The following is a 19,354-nucleotide window of genomic DNA, read 5'->3' on the forward strand; positions in this document are numbered from 1 at the left end:
AAAATGGCATAAAAATAATACGTTTTTTATAGGAGGTGTAACGGATGTCCAAAGGAATCTTAGGTAGAAAAATTGGTATGACTCAAGTGTTTTCTGAAAATGGTGAAGTCATTCCTGTAACAGTAATTGAAGCAGAACCAAACGTGGTACTTCAATTAAAAACAGTTGAATCTGACGGATACGAAGCAATCCAAATCGGTTTTGCTGATCAAAAGAAAGCAAATTCAAACAAACCAGCTCAAGGCCATGCTGCAAAAGCAAACACGGCTCCTAAGCGCTTCATCAAGGAAATCCGTAACGTAGTTCTTGGCGACTTTGAAGTAGGTCAAGAGGTTAAGGTTGATACATTTGCAGAAGGTGACGTAGTAGACGTTACTGGACAGTCTAAGGGTAAAGGTTTCCAAGGTGCCATTAAGCGCCATAACCAATCTCGCGGGCCTATGTCCCATGGTTCTCGTTACCACCGTCGCCCAGGTTCGATGGGTCCTGTTGCTCCAAACCGCGTTTTCAAAGGTAAAGCATTACCTGGACGTATGGGTGGAGAGCAAATTACAATTCAAAATCTTGAAATCGTCAAAGTTGACACAGAGCGTAACTTACTTTTGGTAAAAGGTAATGTACCTGGAGCTAGAAAAAGCTACGTAACTGTTCAAACTGCGATTAAAGTAAAATAAAGACTGAAAGAAAGGAGGACACATCATGCCGAAAGTAGCATTATATAACCAGACTGGTTCACAAGTAGGGGATATTGAGTTATCAGAATCGGTTTTTGGCATTGAGCCAAACGAAAGTGTACTTCATGACGCTGTTGTGATGCAACAGGCATCACTTCGTCAAGGTACTCACAAAACAAAAGGACGTTCTGAAGTTCGCGGCGGCGGACGTAAACCATGGCGTCAAAAAGGTACAGGTCGTGCCCGTCAAGGTTCGATTCGTTCACCACAGTGGGTTGGTGGTGGTGTAGTTTTTGGTCCAACACCAAGAAGCTACAGCTACAACCTTCCTAAAAAGGTTCGTCGTTTAGCGATTAAATCAGCACTTTCTAGCAAGGTGAAATCTGCTGAAATCATTGTTTTAGAAGATTTAAAGTTTGATACAGCAAAAACAAAGGATATGGTAAATGTCCTTTCAGGCTTATCTATTGATAGTAAAGCTCTTGTTGTAACAGCAGACTACAATGATACAGTTGCATTATCATTACGCAACTTACCGGGTGTGACTTTTGTTACAGCTAGCGGAGTTAACGTACTTGATGTGCTTAAGCATGATAAGCTTGTCATCACTAAAGAGGCCGTTGAAAAGGTAGAGGAGGTGCTTGCGTAATGTCAAACGCTCGTGATATCATTAAGCGCCCCGTAATTACAGAACGTTCAACTGACCTAATGGGTGAGAAAAAGTATACATTCGATGTAGATGTTCGTGCGAACAAAACTCAAATCAAAGATGCTGTTGAAGAAATCTTTGAAGTGAAAGTTGAAAAAGTTAACACAATGAACTATAAAGGAAAATCTAAACGCTTTGGACGTTACACGGGTTTTACTGCTCGTCGTAAAAAAGCAATTGTTACATTAACTGCTGAAAGCAAAGAGTTAGAATTTTTCGAAGGTGTATAAAGTTTAAGAGTGAAGGAGGGAACTGAACATGGCAATTAAAAAGTATAAACCGACCAGTGCTGGTCGTCGTGGTATGTCCGTTTCAGATTTTGCGGAAATCACAACGGATAAGCCGGAGAAGTCGTTACTTGCGCCTTTACACAAAAAAGGTGGTCGTAACAACCAAGGTAAATTAACGGTACGTCATCAAGGTGGCGGACATAAACGTCAGTATCGTGTAATTGACTTTAAGCGTAACAAAGATGGAATTCCAGGACGCGTTGCTACGATTGAGTATGATCCAAACCGTACAGCGAATATTGCTTTAATCAACTATGCCGATGGAGAAAAGCGTTATATCCTTGCTCCAAAAGGTCTTAAAGTTGGTTTGATGATTGAATCTGGGCCAGAAGCTGATATTAAAGTAGGTAATACATTACCACTTAAGAATATTCCAGTTGGTACAGTGATACACAACATCGAGTTGAAACCCGGTAAAGGTGGACAGCTAGTACGTTCAGCTGGTACGGAAGCTCAACTTCTTGGTAAAGAAGGCGACTACGTATTAGTTCGTTTGAATTCTGGTGAAACTCGTTATGTATTAGCAACTTGTCGTGCTACAATCGGTCAAGTTGGTAACTTAGAACATGAGCTTATCAATATTGGTAAAGCTGGTCGTTCTCGCTGGTTAGGTAAGCGTCCAACTGTTCGTGGTTCTGTTATGAACCCGAATGATCACCCACATGGTGGTGGTGAAGGTCGTTCTCCTATCGGACGTAAGTCGCCAATGTCACCTTGGGGTAAGCCGACGCTTGGTTACAAAACGCGTAAGAAGAACAAAGCTTCTGATAAGTATATTGTACGTCGTCGTAAAAAATAACGAGGTTGCAGTACGGTTCTAAGACTAGAACCGTTCTACAATCGCGAAGGGAGGTTTTCTCATGGGTCGTAGTTTGAAAAAGGGACCTTTTGTCGATGATCATTTGATGAAAAAAGTTGAAGTAATGAATGGAACTGAAGATAAGCGAGTGATTAAAACTTGGTCTCGCCGTTCAACGATTTTCCCTGAGTTTATTGGTCATACAATTGCAGTTTATGATGGCCGTAAGCATGTTCCGGTTTATGTATCTGAAGACATGGTGGGTCACAAGCTTGGTGAGTTTGCGCCTAGTCGTACGTACAAAGGCCATGCTTCTGATGATAAGAAAACTAGACGTTAAGCTAAGTTAGAGAGGAGGTCCAGGCTATGCAAGCTAAAGCTGTAGCAAAACAAATTCGTATTGCTCCTCGTAAAGTTCGTTTAGTTGTTGACCTAATTCGCGGTAAGCAAGTTGGAGAGGCGATTGCAATTCTTCGCCATACACCAAAGTCTGCTTCACCAGTTGTGGAAAAGTTATTAAATTCTGCAATCGCGAATGCGGAGCACAACTATGAGATGGAGCCAAACAATCTTGTGATTAGCGAAGTGTTTGTCGACGAGGGAGTAACTTTGAAACGTTTCCGTCCACGTGCGATGGGTCGTGCTAGTCGTATAAATAAACGCACAAGTCATATTACATTAGTAGTTACTGAAAAGAAGGAGGGATAACGCGTGGGTCAAAAAATCAATCCGATAGGACTTCGGGTAGGAGTCATTCGTGACTGGGAATCAAAATGGTTCGCAGAAAAAGATTATGCAGATTTACTTCATGAAGACATCAAAATTCGTGAATACATTGAAAAACGTTTAAAAGTTGCTTCTTTGTCTAAAGTTGAAATCGAACGTGCTGCTAACCGCGTAAACATTACAATTTCTACTGCTAAACCAGGAATGGTGATCGGAAAAGGTGGTTCAGAAGTTGAAGCACTGCGTAAAGCACTAAACGAACTTACAGGCAAAAGAGTACACATTAACATTTTCGAAGTAAAGCAAGCTGATTTAGATGCGAAGCTTGTTGCTGAGAATATTGCTCGTCAATTAGAGAATCGTATTTCGTTCCGTCGTGCTATGAAGCAAGCTATCCAACGTACTATGCGTTCAGGTGCAAAGGGTATTAAAACTCAAGTATCTGGTCGTCTTGGTGGTGCTGATATCGCGCGTTCTGAACATTATAGCGAAGGAACTGTTCCACTTCACACACTTCGTGCTGATATCGATTATGGTACAGCTGAAGCTGATACAACATACGGTAAGCTAGGCGTTAAAATCTGGATTTATCGTGGTGAAGTCCTTCCAACGAAAGGAACGAAAAAAGAGGAAGGAGGCAACTAATCATGTTATTACCAAAACGTGTAAAATACCGTCGCGAACATCGCGGAAATATGCGCGGACGTGCAAAAGGCGGTACTGAAGTACATTTCGGTGAGTATGGATTGCAAGCTGTAGAAGCTTCATGGATTACTAACCGTCAAATTGAGTCTGCTCGTATTGCGATGACTCGTTACATGAAGCGTGGTGGTAAGGTTTGGATTAAGATTTTCCCTTCTAAGCCATACACTGCAAAGCCACTTGAAGTTCGAATGGGTTCTGGTAAAGGGGCTCCTGAAGGTTGGGTTGCCGTAGTAAAACCTGGTAAGATTATGTTTGAAATTGCTGGTGTTTCTGAAGAAGTAGCTCGTGAGGCTTTACGTCTTGCTTCTCATAAATTACCTATTAAATGTAAGTTTGTAAAACGTGAAGAAGTGGGTGGTGACGCAAATGAAAGCTAATGATATTCGTAATTTGACCACTGCTGAAATTGAGCAAAAAACGAAGTCACTTAAAGATGAATTGTTTAACCTTCGCTTTCAACTAGCGACAGGTCAATTGGATAATCCAACCCGTATTCGTGAAGTTCGTAAAGCAATTGCTCGTGCAAAAACTGTTTTGCGTGAACGTGAGCTTGGAATCAACAACGGTTAAAAAGGAGGTTTGCTGAATGGAACGCAACCAACGTAAGGTTTACACAGGGCGCGTCGTTTCTGACAAGATGGATAAAACGATTTCTGTTCTTGTAGAAACATATAAGAAAGACCGTCTTTATGGAAAGCGTGTAAAGTACTCTAAAAAGTTTAAGGCTCATGACGAAGAGAACACTGCTAAAATTGGTGATGTTGTTAAAATCATGGAAACACGCCCTCTTTCAAAAGATAAACGTTTCCGCTTAGTAGAAATCGTAGAAGAATCGGTTATTATTTAATATAGTCCTTATTCGAAGGGAGGTAAGATCGCATGATTCAACAAGAATCCCGTTTAAAAGTTGCTGACAACTCTGGTGCACGTGAAGTACTATGTATCAAGGTGCTTGGTGGCTCTGGTCGTAAGACTGCTAACATTGGTGATATTATCGTTTGTTCGGTGAAACAAGCAACACCAGGTGGCGTTGTCAAAAAGGGTGAAGTAGTTAAAGCTGTTATCGTTCGTACGAAGAGTGGTGCGCGTCGTAAAGATGGTTCTTATATTAAGTTTGATGAGAATGCTGCTGTTATTGTACGTGATGATAAAAGCCCACGCGGAACTCGTATTTTCGGACCAGTAGCACGTGAGCTTCGTGACAATCAATTCATGAAGATTGTGTCTCTTGCTCCAGAAGTTATCTAAATAGATTATGGAAAGGCCCTGTCAAGGAGGTGCGAACATGGCGAAAATGCATGTCAAAAAAGGTGACACAGTAAAGGTCATCTCTGGTAAAGACAAAGGGAAACAAGGTGTGGTTTTAGAAGCGTTTCCTAAGAAAAGTCGCGTTCTTGTTGAAGGTGTAAACGTAGTGAAGAAACACGCGAAGCCATCTCAGGATAATCCACAAGGTGGTATCTTGACTCAAGAAGCGCTGATTCATTCTTCAAACGTTATGCCTATTGACCCTAAATCAGGCGAACCTACTCGTGTAGGTTTTAGTGAAAAAGATGGAAATAAAGTACGTATTGCTAAAAAGTCTGGCGAGTCTTTAGATAAGTAGTCAGAGTGTGAAAGGAGGTCAATCGTATGAACCGATTAAAAGAGAAGTATTCACAAGAAATCGTCCCTTCTCTAGTTGAGAAGTTTAATTACTCATCTGTTATGGCGGTACCAAAATTGGAAAAAATCGTTGTTAACATGGGTGTTGGTGATGCAGTTTCTAATGCTAAAGCTTTAGATAAAGCTGTTGAAGAGTTAGCTGAAATCACTGGACAAAAACCACTAATTACAAAAGCTAAAAAATCTATCGCAGGTTTCAAGCTACGTGAAGGTATGCCAATTGGTGCGAAAGTTACCCTTCGTGGCGAGCGTATGTATGAATTTCTTGATAAATTAGTGAGTGTATCTTTACCACGTGTACGTGATTTCCGCGGTATTTCAAAGAAAGCTTTTGATGGTCGTGGTAACTACACACTTGGTGTAAAAGAACAATTAATTTTCCCGGAAGTCAACTACGATAAAGTTGATAAAGTTCGCGGTATGGATGTTGTTATCGTAACAACAGCTAATACGGATGAAGAAGCTCGTGAATTATTAACACAAATGGGAATGCCATTTCAAAAATAATTTAATGATATTTACGAAGAGGAGGGAAAACGTTGGCGAAGAAATCAATGATTGCAAAGCAAAAACGCACACAGAAGTATAAAGTACAAGAGTATACTCGCTGTGAACGTTGCGGTCGTCCTCATTCAGTATTACGTAAGTTTAAACTTTGCCGGATTTGCTTCAGAGAGCTTGCTCACAAAGGGCAAATTCCTGGTGTGAAGAAAGCTAGTTGGTAAGCCCAAGAACGGGAAGGAGGTTAACATTATGGTCATGACAGATCCAATTGCAGATATGCTGACTCGTATTCGTAATGCGAACACGGTTCGTCACGAGAAGCTAGAATTGCCTGCTTCAAAGGTGAAGAAGGAGATCGCTGATATTCTTAAGCGAGAAGGCTTTATCCGTGACTATGAATATATTGAAGACAGTAAGCAAGGTGTTATCCGTATTTTCTTAAAGTACGGTGTAACAAATGAAAGAGTAATTACTGGCCTTAAGCGCATCAGTAAGCCAGGACTTCGTGTGTATGCGAAGGCTGGAGAATTACCACGTGTACTTGGTGGGCTTGGAATTGCGCTTGTATCAACATCTAAAGGCGTAATGACAGACAAGGAAGCACGCGGACAACAAGTCGGCGGCGAAGTATTAGCATACGTTTGGTAATGCAATCCTTGAAATGAATGGAGGTGTACAAGAATGTCTCGTATTGGTAAAAAGCCAGTTGAGGTTCCTAGTGGTGTAACGATTACACTTGACGGAACATTAATGACGGTTAAAGGTCCTAAAGGTGAATTGAAACGTAATCTTCACCAAGACATGAAAATTAATGTAGAAGAAAATCAAGTTGTTGTTGAGCGTCCTTCTGATAATAAGGAACATAGAGCTCTTCACGGAACAACTCGTAGTTTAATCAACAATATGGTTGAGGGCGTTACGAAAGGTTTTGAACGCGGTCTTGAACTTATTGGTGTTGGTTATCGCGCAACGAAGTCCGGACAAAAACTTGTACTAAATGTAGGATATTCTCATCCAGTTGAAATCGAACCTGAACAAGGAATCGAAATCGAAGTACCTTCAAACACGAAAGTGATTGTTAAGGGAATCGATAAAGAGCGCGTAGGAGCACTTGCGTCAAACATCCGCTCAGTACGTCTTCCAGAGCCATATAAAGGTAAAGGGATTCGTTATGAAGGTGAATATGTACGTCGTAAAGAAGGTAAGACTGGTAAATAATCATTAACTTACGGAAAGGAATGACGTTCAATGATTACGAAGCCTAATAAAAACTCGGCACGTAAGAAAAGACACGCTCATGTTCGTCGTGCGATAACAGGAACACCTGAACGTCCACGTCTTAATGTTTTCCGTTCTTCAAAAAACATTTACGCACAGCTTATCGATGACGTAAATGGTGTAACTCTTGCTTCAGCTTCATCACTGGATAAAGAGATCAATGTTGAGAACGGTGGAAACAAAGACGCTGCGAAACAAGTTGGTGAACTTGTAGCGAAACGTGCGATTGAAAATGGTCATAAAGTTGTTGTGTTTGACCGTGGTGGATATGTATATCACGGCCGTGTAGCAACATTAGCAGATGCAGCGCGTGAAGCGGGCTTGCAATTCTAAAGAACAAAGGAGGGAAAACGAATGCGTCGTATTGACCCTAATACGTTGGAACTTGAAGAAAAAGTAGTAGCAGTCAATCGTGTAGCAAAAGTAGTTAAAGGTGGACGTCGATTCCGCTTTGCTGCATTGGTTGTTGTTGGCGATAAAAACGGTCATGTTGGGTTTGGTATGGGTAAAGCTCAGGAAGTTCCTGAAGCAATCCGTAAAGCAGTTGAAGATGCAAAGAAAAACCTCATTGAAGTACCTATCGTAGGTACAACAATTCCACACGAAATTCTTGGACATTTTGGAGCAGGTCGAGTATTACTTAAACCAGCTTCTGAGGGTACTGGAGTTATCGCGGGTGGACCTGTACGTGCAGTACTAGATCTTGCAGGTGTTGGTGATATTCTTTCTAAATCATTGGGTTCAAATAACCCAATCAACATGGTACGTGCAACAATGGAAGGTCTTAAAGGTATGAAAAAGGCCGAAGAAGTAGCGAAATTACGCGGTAAAACAGTGGAAGAACTATTAGGATAAGGGGGGAAAGTAAATGGCTAAGAAATTAGAAATTACCCTCACTCGTAGTCTAATCGGACGTCCGGAAGACCAACGCGTTACAGTAAATACACTTGGATTACGTAAAATGCATCATTCAGTTATCCAAGAAGATAACGCAGCGATTCGCGGTATGGTAAACAAGGTTTCTCACTTGTTAACAGTGAAAGAAATCGAAGCTTAATAGCTTAATTTATACATGAGGAGGTGTCAACATGAAACTTCATGAGTTGAAGCCTGCAGAAGGTTCACGTAAAGTACGCAATCGCGTAGGTCGTGGAATTGGCTCTGGAAATGGTAAAACATCTGGAAGAGGACATAAAGGTCAAAACTCTCGTTCTGGCGGTGGTGTTCGTCCAGGTTTCGAAGGTGGTCAAAATCCTTTGTACCGTCGTTTACCGAAGCGTGGTTTTACAAACCCAACTCGTAAAGAATATTCAGTTCTTAACCTTGAGGCGCTTAACCGCTTTGATGCGGGTGCCGAGGTAACTCCTGAACTTCTTATCGAAACCGGTGTTGTGAAGAACGTGAAGGATGGTATTAAGATTTTAGGTAACGGCAAGATTGAAAAGAACCTATCTGTCAAAGCACATAAGTTTTCTGCATCTGCTGTCGAGGCAATTGAAGCTGCTGGCGGAAAAACTGAGGTGATTTAATGATTAAGACGATCTCCAACATTTTTCGAGTGGGTGATTTACGCCAAAAAGTGCTTTTCACCCTACTCATGCTTATTGTTTTTCGTATTGGAAGCTTTATTCCTGTTCCTGGTGCAGATAGCACCGCTTTAAATTTTATGGACCAAGCAAATGCGTTTGGCTTTTTAAATACCTTTGGTGGTGGAGCGTTAGGAAACTTCTCTATTTTTGCGATGGGTATCATGCCTTATATTACAGCTTCTATTGTTGTTCAGTTGTTACAAATGGATGTTGTACCTAAGTTCGCAGAATGGGCAAAACAGGGAGAAGCCGGTCGACGCAAGTTAGCACAGTTTACTCGATATGGAACGATCGTTTTAGGTTTTATTCAAGCTTTAGGAATGTCTATTGGTTTTAATACGCTCTTTCCAGGGCTTATTCCAAATCCAAGCATTCAAACATATTTATTTATAGCACTGGTATTAACTGCTGGAACTGCCTTTCTTATGTGGCTTGGTGAACAAATTACAGCTAAAGGTGTCGGGAATGGTATCTCGATTATCATCTTTGGAGGTATTGCTGCAGGAATTCCAAATGGTATTAACCAAGTATATGCAACTCAGATTGAGAATGCAGGAGAACAGTTATTTCTTAGTATTGTAACAGTTCTTTTACTTGCTTTAGCGATTTTGGCTATAATTGTTGGTGTCATTTTTGTTCAGCAAGCTTTACGTAAGATTCCAGTTCAATATGCAAAACGTTTAGTTGGTCGTAGTCCTGTTGGTGGTCAATCTACTCACTTGCCTTTAAAAGTTAATGCTTCTGGTGTTATTCCAGTTATCTTCGCAATGTCTTTGTTTATCTTTCCACCAACAGTCGCTGGCTTTTTTGGAACGGATAATGCAATCGCCGCTTGGGTAACACGGGTATTTGACTATACAAATCCTTATGGAATGATTTTCTATGCTGCTTTAATTATCGGCTTTACGTATTTTTATACATTTATACAAGTTAACCCGGAACAAATGGCTGAAAACCTTAAAAAACAAGGTGGATATATTCCAGGCATTCGTCCCGGACGTACAACACAAGAGTACTTAACACGCATTTTATACCGTTTAACGTTTGTTGGTGCACTCTTCTTGGCAGTTGTTGCTGTCATTCCTGTATTCTTTACAAGGTTAATGGAATTACCGCCGGCTATTCAAATTGGTGGTACTGGATTATTAATCGTTGTTGGTGTAGCATTAGACACGATGAAACAGATTGAGAGTCAGCTTATCAAGCGTTCTTATAAAGGGTTTATTAAGTAACAAGGGGAACAAGAGGGGAGTCATGACTTCCCGTTCGCCTTATGTTGTTAAGACGGTACGATGGAGGTATTTTTATATGAATCTGATTTTGATGGGTTTACCGGGTGCTGGAAAAGGTACTCAGGCTGAGCGTATTGTTGAGAATTATGGGGTTCCTCATATTTCAACGGGTGATATGTTTCGCGCTGCAATTAAAGACGAGACTGAACTTGGCTTAAAAGCAAAGTCGTTTATGGATGCAGGGGAACTTGTTCCTGATGATGTAACAATTGGTATTGTTCGCGAAAGACTTTCTCAAAGTGATTGTGAAAAAGGGTTTTTATTAGATGGTTTCCCTAGAACTGTTGCTCAAGCGGAGGCACTAGAGGAAATACTCTCTTCATTAGGGCGTTCTCTTGATTATGTTTTGAACATTGATGTTCCAGAACAGTTATTGATGGAGCGTTTAACAGGAAGATGGGTATCACCTACCTCAGGTAAGACGTATCACACAGTTTTCAATCCTCCAAAGGTTGAAGGTAAGTGTGATGTCGATGGTAGCACTCTTATCCAACGTGATGATGATAAACCAGAGACTGTAAAAAAACGTCTTGAAGTAAATCAAAGTCAAGCACAGCCTTTAATTGATTTTTATTCAGAAAAGGGCTATCTTAAGAATATAAATGGTAACCAAGATATTTCAAAAGTTTTTGAAGATTTAAATGAACTACTGAAAGGACTCCATGCATGATTATTTGTAAGACGAAGCGCGAAATAGAAATCATGCGTGAAGCTGGAAAAATCGTTGCTTTAACGCATATTGCGTTAAAAGAGCATATTCAACCGGGTATTACGACGTTAGAATTGGATGAGATTGCAGAAAAGTTGATTCGTTCACACGGTGCTACACCCTCGTTCAAAGGCTACAATGGATTTACAGGTAGCATCTGCGCTTCAGTCAATGAAGAATTGGTGCACGGTATTCCTGGAAAGCGCGTATTAAAAGATGGCGACATCATTAGTGTTGATATTGGGGCATTTCTAAATGGCTATCACGGAGATTCTGCTTGGACGTATGCAGTAGGAGAAGTCTCGGACGAAGATAAGAAACTTTTAGAGGTAACAGAAGCATCCTTATATAAAGGGTTAGACTTTGCTTTGCCGGGTGGGCGTTTATCGGACATCTCACATGCAATTCAGTCTTATGCTGAACCTTTTGGTTTCTCGATTGTTCGTGAGTATGTGGGACATGGAGTCGGTCAAGACTTACATGAAGACCCACAAATTCCTCACTACGGACCACCAGGTAAAGGTCCACGTCTTAAGACAGGTATGGTTTTAGCAATTGAACCAATGATTAATGCTGGGAATCGCTATGTGCGTACGTTATCGGATGACTGGACGGTTGTGACGGTAGATGGTAAGAAGTGTGCACACTTTGAGCATACAATTGCAATTACTGATACAGGCTATGAAATCTTAACAAAAGTTTAGTGTGGGTGATGGAACGATGGTAGACTCTGAACCGAGTCCTAAGATCGGTCAAATTGTAAAAGTTACAAAAGGTCGAGATTGTAATCAATATAGTATTATTGTCAAACTTCTTGACCATCGTTTTGTAAGTGTTGCAGATGGCGATAAACGTAAAGTGGATCGTCCAAAAAAGAAAAACATTAATCATATTAAACTGGTGGATTACATTTCTGAGGAAGTAAGCAATAGCTTTGATGAAACAGGACGTGTTACTAATGGGAAGCTGCGGTATGCGATAAGCAACTTTCTCAAACAAGAATTATTGTTACAGGAAGGAGAGTAAATCCATGGCCAAAGAGGATGTTATTGAGGTAGAAGGAACGGTAATTGAACCACTTCCAAACGCTATGTTTCGTGTTGAGTTAGAAAATGGTCATAAAATTTTAGCACATGTCTCCGGGAAGATTCGTATGCATTTCATTCGAATTCTACCTGGTGATAAAGTGACTGTTGAATTATCGCCATATGATTTAACTCGTGGACGAATCACATATCGATACAAATAATAGGCGTTGCGAGAGCGACTAGCAAAACGATGTAGTTTTGCTTTTATCTGATTGAACGATAATTAGATGCACTCCGTACCATAAGGAGGTAAACGGAAATGAAGGTAAGACCATCAGTCAAACCTATGTGTGAAAAGTGTAAAGTTATCCGTCGAAAAGGGACGGTTATGGTCATTTGTGAAAACCCGAAACACAAACAAAAACAAGGGTAATATTTAAGGAGGTGCTAAATATATGGCACGTATTGCAGGTGTCGATATTCCTCGTGATAAGCGAGTGGTTATTTCACTTACTTATATCTATGGAATCGGTAAAGCAAAATCAGCTCAAGTTTTAGCGACTGCTGGTGTATCTGAGGATACTCGCGTTCGTGATTTGACAGAAGAAGAATTAGGCCGTATTCGTGAAGCAATTGAAGCTTATCGAGTTGAAGGGGATCTTCGTCGTGAGATTTCACTTAACATCAAACGTTTAATCGAAATTGGTTCGTATCGTGGTGTCCGTCACCGTCGTGGGTTACCAGTTCGTGGTCAAAACTCTAAAAATAATGCTCGTACACGTAAAGGTCCTCGTCGTACAGTAGCGAATAAGAAAAAGTAGTAAAGGAGGTAGAATAAATAATGGCTAAGAAAACGAATACTCGTCCAAAGCGTCGTCAACGTAAAAATATCGAGACTGGTGTGGCTCACATCCGCTCAACATTTAACAATACGATTGTGACAATTACAGATACGCATGGTAATGCTATTTCTTGGGCTAGTGCAGGCGCATTAGGATTTAAAGGTTCTCGTAAATCCACTCCATTTGCTGCTCAAATGGCTGCTGAAACAGCTGCAAAAACGGCAATGGAACATGGTATGAAAATCATTGAAGTTTCCGTTAAAGGCCCTGGGGCTGGTCGTGAAGCTGCGATTCGCTCATTACAAGCTGTTGGTTTAGAAGTAAATATGATTAAAGATGTTACTCCTGTTCCACATAACGGCTGCCGTCCGCCAAAACGTCGTAGAGTGTAACGGAATCAATCATTGTATAGATTTCCTAAAAGTGTCAATAATGGATGAGATGAAATAAATATCCTGTTGACAAAAAGGAGAAACGGTTGGGAACGGCCTAATGGGGATTTCCGGTTAGGCTTTCCTGGCAGTCTACCGGAGTTCGACGTTTTGAAGGAGGGTTTGTTTAATGATTGAAATCGAAAAGCCAAATATTGAAACGGTTGAAATAAGAGAAGACGCAAAGTATGGAAAGTTTGTCGTTGAACCACTCGAGCGTGGGTATGGAACAACACTTGGCAACTCGTTACGTCGTATTCTTCTTTCTTCGTTACCGGGTGCGGCTGTTACATCAGTTCAAATTGATGGTGTGTTACATGAATTTTCAACAGTTGAAGGTGTTGTCGAGGATGTAACAACGATTATTTTAAACTTAAAAAAGCTTGCGCTAAAGATTTACTCTGACGAAGAGAAGACACTTGAGATCGATGTCCAAGGAGAAGGTGTAGTTACAGCTGGAGACTTAACACATGATAGTGATATCGAAGTGCTAAATCCTGAGTTGCATATTGCTACGCTTGCTAAAGGTGCCAATCTACGTATGCGTTTAGTTGCTAAGCGTGGTCGTGGCTACATTCTTGCAGAAGGTAACAAAAACGATGAACAACCAATCGGTGTTCTTCCTATTGATTCTATCTATACACCGGTCTCACGTGTGAATTATCAAGTTGAGAATACGCGTGTTGGTCAAGTTACCAACTATGATAAACTAACCCTTGATGTATGGACTGATGGAAGTATTCGTCCAGAGGAAGCTGTTTCTCTTGGAGCGAAGATTTTGACTGAGCATTTAAATATTTTTGTAGGTTTAACGGATCAAGCACAAAATGCTGAAATCATGGTTGAAAAAGAAGAAGATCAAAAGGAAAAGGTTCTTGAAATGACGATTGAAGAACTTGATCTATCTGTTCGTTCTTATAACTGCTTGAAGCGTGCTGGTATTAACACGGTACAAGAGCTTACGCAAAAGTCAGAGGAAGACATGATGAAAGTAAGGAATCTTGGACGTAAATCGTTAGAAGAAGTTCAAGAGAAACTTGGTGAGTTGGGGTTAGGTCTTCGTAAGGAAGACTAATTATCTATACTCAGTGTGTCTTGATAAGGATTTTTCATGTAATTTGGTTTAAAAAACCTACAAAGGAGGGAAACGAACATGGCATACGCAAAATTAGGTCGTGATAGCTCTGCACGTAAAGCACTTTTCCGTGATTTAGCTACAGATCTTATCATCAACGAACGTATCGAAACGACTGAATCGAAGGCGAAAGAACTTCGCTCAATCGTTGAGAAAATGATTACACTTGGAAAACGTGGAGATTTACATGCTCGCCGTCAAGTTGCTTCTTTTATTCGTAGAGAAGTAGCAGACACTGAGAGTGGTCAAGATGCAATCCAAAAGCTTTTCTCTGATATTGCACCACGTTACGAAGAGCGCCAAGGTGGCTACACACGTATCCTTAAAGTAGGACCGCGTCGTGGAGACGGTGCACCTATGGCTATTATTGAGCTTGTATAACTGATTACTTCGGATCACTATATGAGGCGACAAAGGGCATTACAGGATCTGAGCATGCAACGCTCTGACTCTGGGCCCTTTTTTGTTTATCTATAAAAGAAGGCTGATTAAAAAAGGGAAATCGCTCTTTTTAATCAGCTGTTATAACATGTTGTTTAAAAGGTTAGAGGTGAAATCGCTTGATTACGCTTAAGGACGTTTCATACCGTTATGAAGGCTCGGAAAGATTGGCTATAAGTAATCTGTCCCTTACATTGAAGAACAATGAATGGGTCGCGATTCTTGGACAAAATGGATCAGGTAAATCAACACTTGGCCGCTTATTTAATGGTCTACTAACACCGGTCTCTGGCACGGTGAAGGTAGATGGTTTTTCGACGAGTGATGAATCTTCTCTTTGGGAAGTTAGAAAACGGGTTGGTATGGTATTTCAAAATCCGGACCATCAGTTTGTTGCAACAACCGTTCGTGACGATATAGCATTCGGACTGGAGAATCGCGGAATTGAACGTGAAGAGATGTTGCGTCGCATTGATTTGTATTCGAAGCAAGTAGGCGTGAATCAGTTGTTAGATAAAGAGCCTCATCGTCTATCAGGAGGCCAAAAACAAAGAGTTGCCATTGCAGGTATTATCGCATTAGAGCCTGACTTTATTATTTTTGATGAAGCGACTTCTATGTTGGATCCAATCGGCCGACTAGATGTTTTAAAGACAATGAGAAATCTTCACAAACAAGGTCTGTCTATCTTGTCTATTACACATGATATGGAAGAGGCGGCCTTATCTGATCGTGTGGTTGTTTTAAACCAAGGAACTATTATCGAGGATGGAAGTCCATCAAATGTATTTCGTTCTGTTGAGTGGATTGGGAAAGCAGGTCTAGCCATGCCTTTCTCTTTAAAATTGCAAAAGGAACTTGAATCTCAAGGTGTGACTTTAGATACGATGTGTCTTAGTGAGAAGGAGCTGGTGGATTCGTTATGGACATACAGTTCAAAGAAGTAGAACATTGCTATATGCCAGGCACGCCTTTTGAAAAATTAGCGTTAAATGGAATTACGTTAACGATTCCAACCGGTTCTTTTACAGCCGTAATCGGTCACACTGGATCGGGCAAATCGACGTTCATTCAACATGTAAATGGTTTGTTAAAACCAACAGCAGGGACTGTTTACGTTGGTCCGTATGAGCTTAACTCTATTGAGAAAAACAAGAATCTAAAAGAGCTACGAAAGAGAGTAGGTCTCGTTTTCCAATATCCTGAACACCAGTTATTTGAGGAGACAGTGGAGAAGGATATTTGTTTTGGCCCAGTTAATTTTGGGGTTTCCGAGGAACGATCATTGAACAGAGCGAAAGCAGTTATTTTGCAAGTGGGTTTATCTGAAGATTTTCTGCAAGTATCTCCCTTTCAGCTTAGCGGGGGGCAAATGAGAAGAGTTGCGATTGCTGGTGTGCTAGCGACTCGACCCGAGGTATTAGTGTTAGATGAGCCAACAGCGGGCCTTGATCCTGTAGGTAAAGAGCAAATGATGGATTTGTTCACTACCTACCATCGTGAACATGAGACAACAACGGTATTGGTTACTCACCATATGGAGGATGCTGCTCGTTACGCTGATCATATTATTGTCCTGAATAACGGAAGAGTTGAAATGGAAGGGTCGAGAGAAGACATATTTAAACAGGTGGACAGGTTAATGAGCATTGGGCTTGATTTACCGAAAACGATTCGATTTTTACAATTAATTAAAGAGAAATTTGACCTAAGCGAAGTACCAATGATTTTTGAGGAAAAGGAACTTATCGAATTTGTAGCTAAATTACTTCGTACAAGGGAGGCTGACTCCTAATGCTACAAAATGTTCTTATCGGCCAGTATGTGCCAGTAGAATCTTTGTTACATCGATTAGATCCCCGCTCCAAGTTAATTTCGGTTTTTTTGCTCGTTTTTGTAATCTTTTTTGCGAATAATTGGTATGCTAATGCCCTTATCATTTTATTTACAGGAATAACGATTTTATTATCACATGTGCCCCTCACGTTTATTTATCGTGGAATTAAACCAATTTTATGGCTCGTTTTATTTACATGTGCCCTTCACGTTTTTCTGACAAAGGAAGGCTCCCTTTTGGTTGCACTTGGGCCCCTTTCGATACATGAAGGTGGAGTAATGCAGGGTTTGTTTATTTCTATAAGGCTACTCGTATTAGTCTTATTAACTTCACTAGTTACCTTAACAACAAGTCCGATTATGTTAACAGATGGCTTGGAATCCCTACTTGCTCCACTTAAAAAAATAGGTGTGCCAGCGCATGATTTAGCATTAATGATGTCGATTGCTCTTCGGTTTATTCCGACTTTTTTACAGGAGACAGAGAAAATAATGAAGGCACAAATGGCTCGAGGGGTGGACTTTACATCTGGACCAATTACTCACCGTATAAAAGCATTGATCCCCCTTTTGGTACCACTCTTTATTAGTGCGTTTAAACGGGCAGAGGAACTAGCTCTAGCTATGGAAGCTAGAGGTTATCATGGTGGAGAGGGACGTACAAAGCTACGGGTTTTAACTTGGTCGTGGAAAGACCATATCGCGTTGTCCGTATGTGTATTAATGTGCATACTAGTTAGCTTATTAAGAGCTTTATAGGAGTGTGACCTTATGAAGAGAATTGCGTGTAAAGTGTCTTACGACGGGACTAATTACTCTGGCTATCAAGTCCAGCCCGAAAAACGAACTGTGCAATATGAGCTAGAGAAGGCATTGCATGTCCTTCATAAGGGGGCGCAAATTAAAGTTGTGGCATCTGGTAGGACAGATGCCACAGTTCATGCTAGAGGGCAGGTTATTCATTTTGATAGCCCTTTAAATATAGGAGAACACCAATGGCCTAAGGCGCTTAATGCTTGCTTACCAAATGATATTCGAATTTTAGAGGCTGCAATTGTAGAGAATGAATTTCATGCGAGATACTCAGTACGTGAGAAAGAGTATCGATACAAGGTGCAATATAAAGAAACCAATGTATTCACAAGAAATTTTCAGTATTTTGTACCCTATTTTTTAGATATAAGTGCGATGAGAGAGGCTGCTAGTTACTTAGTAGGGACTTTTGATTTCAGTTCATTTTGTGCTGCAAATACCGATGTAAAGGATAAAATTAGAACGGTAAAAAAAATAGATGTTATGCATGATGGAAATGAATTGACTTTTGTCCTCGTTGGTAATGGCTTTCTTTATAATATGGTTCGAATCATCGTGGGAACGTTGTTGGAGATTGGTGCAGGTAAGCGTCCTCCTTCCGAAATGAAGAAAATCCGTAATGGAATGAAACGAGAATTAGCAGGGAAAACTGCGCCGGGGCACGGTTTATATTTATGGGATGTGACGTATGATACGCCTATTTTTAAAGGGTGATGTCCCTACATGAATGACAACCTTACCCCGTGTAACATTTTGTTGACATTCGTTTCTGAATATTATATGATGTTAGATGGTAATTCTGAAAACCCACTAGCCCCGGGTTGCGGAATGTTACAATTGACAATGGTTTAAATTTTTTAAATAATATTAGAACGCGAGCGTTTTTATTAGGAGGGTAATTCATGCGTACAACATATATGGCAAAGCCAGGTGAAGTTGAGCGTAAGTGGTTTGTAGTCGACGCTGAAGGTCAAACGTTAGGTCGTCTTGCTTCAGAGGTTGCTTCAATTCTACGTGGTAAAACTAAGCCAACTTTCACACCACACGTTGATACTGGTGATCATGTAATCATCATTAATGCTGAGAAAATCGAACTAACAGGTAACAAATTAAAAGATAAGATTTACTATCGTCACACAAATCACCCAGGTGGTTTGAAAAAGACGACTGCCGGCGACATGCGTGCTAACAAGCCTGAGCGTATGCTTGAGCTAGCAATCAAAGGTATGCTTCCAAAGAACACTCTTGGTCGCGCACAAGGTATGAAGTTACATGTATATGCAGGTAGCGAACATAAACATCAAGCACAAAAACCAGAAGCATATGAGCTTCGTGGTTAATCGATAGGAGGGTATTATTTTGGCACAAGTACAATATTATGGTACAGGTCGTCGTAAGCACTCTGTTGCTCGTGTACGTCTTTTACCAGGTGACGGTCGTATTGTGATTAACGGTCGTGAAATGGATGAATATTTTGGTCTTGATACATTAAAGCTTATTGTTAAGCAACCACTTGTTGAAATCGGCGTTGAAGGTCAATATGACGTTCACGTAAATGTTGATGGTGGTGGATATACAGGACAAGCGGGTGCTATCCGTCATGGTGTAGCTCGTGCTCTACTTAAAGTAGATCCTGATAACCGTCCTTCTTTGAAAACAGCTGGATTCTTAACTCGTGATGCACGTATGAAAGAGCGTAAGAAATACGGTCTTAAAGCAGCACGTCGTGCACCTCAGTTCTCAAAACGTTAATATACTTGCGTTTGGAAGGCTCTCAACCATTTTGGTTGGGGGTCTTTTTTTTTGCGTGATTAATTGTGAATGTCAGATTTAAAAACTTCTATCCCCGTTTAAAAAATTCTTGAGTAATAAATCTATTTATAGTAAT

Annotated in this window: 36 protein-coding genes; all 36 read left to right on the forward strand. The window is 40.7% G+C overall.

The window, feature by feature from the left end; genetic code table 11:
- The first annotated feature begins 44 nt into the window (after window positions 1–44).
- The 36 genes from rplC to rpsI all read left to right on the forward strand — a co-directional run bounded on the left by rplC (window position 45) and on the right by rpsI (window position 19,218).
- Window positions 45–674, forward strand: a complete 630-nt coding sequence (gene rplC / locus CEF19_RS10285; protein ID WP_100405994.1) for a 50S ribosomal protein L3 — start codon at window positions 45–47, stop codon at window positions 672–674.
- A gap of 25 nt (window positions 675–699) precedes the next feature.
- Window positions 700–1,323 (forward strand): 50S ribosomal protein L4, encoded by a 624-nt coding sequence (gene rplD, locus CEF19_RS10290; protein WP_100405995.1) that lies wholly within the window; start codon window positions 700–702, stop codon window positions 1,321–1,323.
- Window positions 1,323–1,613, forward strand: coding sequence for a 50S ribosomal protein L23 (gene rplW, locus CEF19_RS10295; RefSeq protein ID WP_100405996.1), 291 nt, complete (start codon window positions 1,323–1,325; stop codon window positions 1,611–1,613). Before rplD ends, rplW begins: the two co-directional genes overlap by 1 nt.
- Window positions 1,614–1,641: 28 nt before the next feature.
- On the forward strand, window positions 1,642–2,472 hold the full coding sequence (gene rplB / locus CEF19_RS10300) for a 50S ribosomal protein L2 (protein ID WP_100405997.1): 831 nt from the start codon (window positions 1,642–1,644) through the stop codon (window positions 2,470–2,472).
- A gap of 61 nt (window positions 2,473–2,533) precedes the next feature.
- Window positions 2,534–2,812: a 30S ribosomal protein S19 gene (gene rpsS / locus CEF19_RS10305; RefSeq protein ID WP_100405998.1), complete on the forward strand. Its 279-nt coding sequence runs from the start codon at window positions 2,534–2,536 to the stop codon at window positions 2,810–2,812.
- Window positions 2,813–2,838: 26 nt separating this feature from the next.
- The gene (rplV, locus tag CEF19_RS10310; protein WP_100405999.1) at window positions 2,839–3,180 is read left to right on the forward strand and encodes a 50S ribosomal protein L22; all 342 of its coding nucleotides are present in this window, start codon (window positions 2,839–2,841) and stop codon (window positions 3,178–3,180) included.
- A gap of 3 nt (window positions 3,181–3,183) precedes the next feature.
- Entirely contained in the window at window positions 3,184–3,843 is a 660-nt protein-coding gene (rpsC, locus tag CEF19_RS10315) for a 30S ribosomal protein S3 (RefSeq protein ID WP_100406000.1), read from the forward strand.
- A 2-nt stretch (window positions 3,844–3,845) separates the two neighbouring features.
- Complete coding sequence (gene rplP / locus CEF19_RS10320; protein WP_100406001.1) at window positions 3,846–4,280, forward strand: 50S ribosomal protein L16; 435 nt, start codon at window positions 3,846–3,848, stop codon at window positions 4,278–4,280.
- Window positions 4,270–4,473: a 50S ribosomal protein L29 gene (gene rpmC, locus CEF19_RS10325; protein ID WP_100406002.1), complete on the forward strand. Its 204-nt coding sequence runs from the start codon at window positions 4,270–4,272 to the stop codon at window positions 4,471–4,473. Before rplP ends, rpmC begins: the two co-directional genes overlap by 11 nt.
- Before the next feature lie 16 nt (window positions 4,474–4,489).
- The gene (gene rpsQ / locus CEF19_RS10330; RefSeq protein ID WP_100406003.1) at window positions 4,490–4,750 is read left to right on the forward strand and encodes a 30S ribosomal protein S17; all 261 of its coding nucleotides are present in this window, start codon (window positions 4,490–4,492) and stop codon (window positions 4,748–4,750) included.
- A 32-nt stretch (window positions 4,751–4,782) separates the two neighbouring features.
- A complete protein-coding gene (gene rplN, locus CEF19_RS10335) occupies window positions 4,783–5,151 on the forward strand; it encodes a 50S ribosomal protein L14 (RefSeq protein WP_100406004.1) in 369 nt (122 codons plus the stop codon).
- Window positions 5,152–5,197: 46 nt separating this feature from the next.
- The gene (rplX, locus tag CEF19_RS10340; protein ID WP_100408277.1) at window positions 5,198–5,509 is read left to right on the forward strand and encodes a 50S ribosomal protein L24; all 312 of its coding nucleotides are present in this window, start codon (window positions 5,198–5,200) and stop codon (window positions 5,507–5,509) included.
- Window positions 5,510–5,535: 26 nt separating this feature from the next.
- Window positions 5,536–6,075 carry a 50S ribosomal protein L5 gene (rplE, locus tag CEF19_RS10345; protein WP_100406005.1) on the forward strand — a complete coding sequence of 180 codons (540 nt, stop codon included), beginning with the start codon at window positions 5,536–5,538 and terminating at the stop codon, window positions 6,073–6,075.
- Between the two features lie 32 nt (window positions 6,076–6,107).
- On the forward strand, window positions 6,108–6,293 hold the full coding sequence (locus CEF19_RS10350; RefSeq protein ID WP_012957149.1) for a type Z 30S ribosomal protein S14: 186 nt from the start codon (window positions 6,108–6,110) through the stop codon (window positions 6,291–6,293).
- A 28-nt stretch (window positions 6,294–6,321) separates the two neighbouring features.
- A complete protein-coding gene (gene rpsH, locus CEF19_RS10355; protein ID WP_100406006.1) occupies window positions 6,322–6,720 on the forward strand; it encodes a 30S ribosomal protein S8 in 399 nt (132 codons plus the stop codon).
- A gap of 33 nt (window positions 6,721–6,753) precedes the next feature.
- A complete protein-coding gene (gene rplF, locus CEF19_RS10360; RefSeq protein WP_100406007.1) occupies window positions 6,754–7,290 on the forward strand; it encodes a 50S ribosomal protein L6 in 537 nt (178 codons plus the stop codon).
- A gap of 30 nt (window positions 7,291–7,320) precedes the next feature.
- Complete coding sequence (rplR, locus tag CEF19_RS10365; protein ID WP_100406008.1) at window positions 7,321–7,683, forward strand: 50S ribosomal protein L18; 363 nt, start codon at window positions 7,321–7,323, stop codon at window positions 7,681–7,683.
- Window positions 7,684–7,704: 21 nt separating this feature from the next.
- Window positions 7,705–8,205 carry a 30S ribosomal protein S5 gene (rpsE, locus tag CEF19_RS10370; RefSeq protein ID WP_100406009.1) on the forward strand — a complete coding sequence of 167 codons (501 nt, stop codon included), beginning with the start codon at window positions 7,705–7,707 and terminating at the stop codon, window positions 8,203–8,205.
- Window positions 8,206–8,218: 13 nt separating this feature from the next.
- Window positions 8,219–8,407, forward strand: coding sequence for a 50S ribosomal protein L30 (rpmD, locus tag CEF19_RS10375; protein WP_100406010.1), 189 nt, complete (start codon window positions 8,219–8,221; stop codon window positions 8,405–8,407).
- A gap of 31 nt (window positions 8,408–8,438) precedes the next feature.
- On the forward strand, window positions 8,439–8,879 hold the full coding sequence (gene rplO, locus CEF19_RS10380; protein ID WP_100406011.1) for a 50S ribosomal protein L15: 441 nt from the start codon (window positions 8,439–8,441) through the stop codon (window positions 8,877–8,879).
- Entirely contained in the window at window positions 8,879–10,171 is a 1,293-nt protein-coding gene (secY, locus tag CEF19_RS10385) for a preprotein translocase subunit SecY (RefSeq protein WP_100406012.1), read from the forward strand. The genes rplO and secY overlap by 1 nt, the downstream gene beginning before the upstream one ends.
- A 76-nt stretch (window positions 10,172–10,247) precedes the next feature.
- A complete protein-coding gene (locus tag CEF19_RS10390; RefSeq protein WP_100406013.1) occupies window positions 10,248–10,901 on the forward strand; it encodes an adenylate kinase in 654 nt (217 codons plus the stop codon).
- Complete coding sequence (gene map / locus CEF19_RS10395) at window positions 10,898–11,644, forward strand: type I methionyl aminopeptidase (protein ID WP_100406014.1); 747 nt, start codon at window positions 10,898–10,900, stop codon at window positions 11,642–11,644. The genes CEF19_RS10390 and map overlap by 4 nt, the downstream gene beginning before the upstream one ends.
- Before the next feature lie 16 nt (window positions 11,645–11,660).
- The gene (locus CEF19_RS10400) at window positions 11,661–11,966 is read left to right on the forward strand and encodes a KOW domain-containing RNA-binding protein (RefSeq protein ID WP_100406015.1); all 306 of its coding nucleotides are present in this window, start codon (window positions 11,661–11,663) and stop codon (window positions 11,964–11,966) included.
- A 4-nt stretch (window positions 11,967–11,970) separates the two neighbouring features.
- Entirely contained in the window at window positions 11,971–12,189 is a 219-nt protein-coding gene (gene infA / locus CEF19_RS10405) for a translation initiation factor IF-1 (RefSeq protein WP_010896341.1), read from the forward strand.
- Window positions 12,190–12,287: 98 nt separating this feature from the next.
- A complete protein-coding gene (gene rpmJ, locus CEF19_RS10410) occupies window positions 12,288–12,401 on the forward strand; it encodes a 50S ribosomal protein L36 (RefSeq protein ID WP_026688601.1) in 114 nt (37 codons plus the stop codon).
- A 22-nt stretch (window positions 12,402–12,423) separates the two neighbouring features.
- Complete coding sequence (rpsM, locus tag CEF19_RS10415; protein WP_100406016.1) at window positions 12,424–12,789, forward strand: 30S ribosomal protein S13; 366 nt, start codon at window positions 12,424–12,426, stop codon at window positions 12,787–12,789.
- A 20-nt stretch (window positions 12,790–12,809) separates the two neighbouring features.
- On the forward strand, window positions 12,810–13,202 hold the full coding sequence (gene rpsK, locus CEF19_RS10420) for a 30S ribosomal protein S11 (RefSeq protein ID WP_100406017.1): 393 nt from the start codon (window positions 12,810–12,812) through the stop codon (window positions 13,200–13,202).
- Window positions 13,203–13,371: 169 nt separating this feature from the next.
- Complete coding sequence (locus CEF19_RS10425) at window positions 13,372–14,316, forward strand: DNA-directed RNA polymerase subunit alpha (protein ID WP_100406018.1); 945 nt, start codon at window positions 13,372–13,374, stop codon at window positions 14,314–14,316.
- A gap of 78 nt (window positions 14,317–14,394) precedes the next feature.
- A complete protein-coding gene (gene rplQ, locus CEF19_RS10430; protein ID WP_100406019.1) occupies window positions 14,395–14,757 on the forward strand; it encodes a 50S ribosomal protein L17 in 363 nt (120 codons plus the stop codon).
- Window positions 14,758–14,936: 179 nt separating this feature from the next.
- Window positions 14,937–15,764 (forward strand): energy-coupling factor transporter ATPase, encoded by an 828-nt coding sequence (locus tag CEF19_RS10435; RefSeq protein ID WP_100406020.1) that lies wholly within the window; start codon window positions 14,937–14,939, stop codon window positions 15,762–15,764.
- A complete protein-coding gene (locus CEF19_RS10440; RefSeq protein ID WP_100406021.1) occupies window positions 15,740–16,612 on the forward strand; it encodes an energy-coupling factor ABC transporter ATP-binding protein in 873 nt (290 codons plus the stop codon). Before CEF19_RS10435 ends, CEF19_RS10440 begins: the two co-directional genes overlap by 25 nt.
- The gene (locus tag CEF19_RS10445; protein ID WP_100406022.1) at window positions 16,612–17,412 is read left to right on the forward strand and encodes an energy-coupling factor transporter transmembrane component T family protein; all 801 of its coding nucleotides are present in this window, start codon (window positions 16,612–16,614) and stop codon (window positions 17,410–17,412) included. Before CEF19_RS10440 ends, CEF19_RS10445 begins: the two co-directional genes overlap by 1 nt.
- A gap of 12 nt (window positions 17,413–17,424) precedes the next feature.
- Window positions 17,425–18,180 carry a tRNA pseudouridine(38-40) synthase TruA gene (truA, locus tag CEF19_RS10450; RefSeq protein ID WP_100406023.1) on the forward strand — a complete coding sequence of 252 codons (756 nt, stop codon included), beginning with the start codon at window positions 17,425–17,427 and terminating at the stop codon, window positions 18,178–18,180.
- Between the two features lie 188 nt (window positions 18,181–18,368).
- Window positions 18,369–18,806, forward strand: coding sequence for a 50S ribosomal protein L13 (gene rplM, locus CEF19_RS10455; protein ID WP_100406024.1), 438 nt, complete (start codon window positions 18,369–18,371; stop codon window positions 18,804–18,806).
- Between the two features lie 19 nt (window positions 18,807–18,825).
- Window positions 18,826–19,218 carry a 30S ribosomal protein S9 gene (gene rpsI / locus CEF19_RS10460; RefSeq protein ID WP_100406025.1) on the forward strand — a complete coding sequence of 131 codons (393 nt, stop codon included), beginning with the start codon at window positions 18,826–18,828 and terminating at the stop codon, window positions 19,216–19,218.
- The last annotated feature ends 136 nt before the right edge of the window (window positions 19,219–19,354 follow it).

Origin of the sequence: Bacillus solitudinis (assembly GCF_002797395.1) — a bacterium.
In the GTDB taxonomy this organism is placed as follows: Bacteria; Bacillota; Bacilli; order Bacillales; family Bacillaceae_D; genus Halalkalibacter_A; species Halalkalibacter_A solitudinis.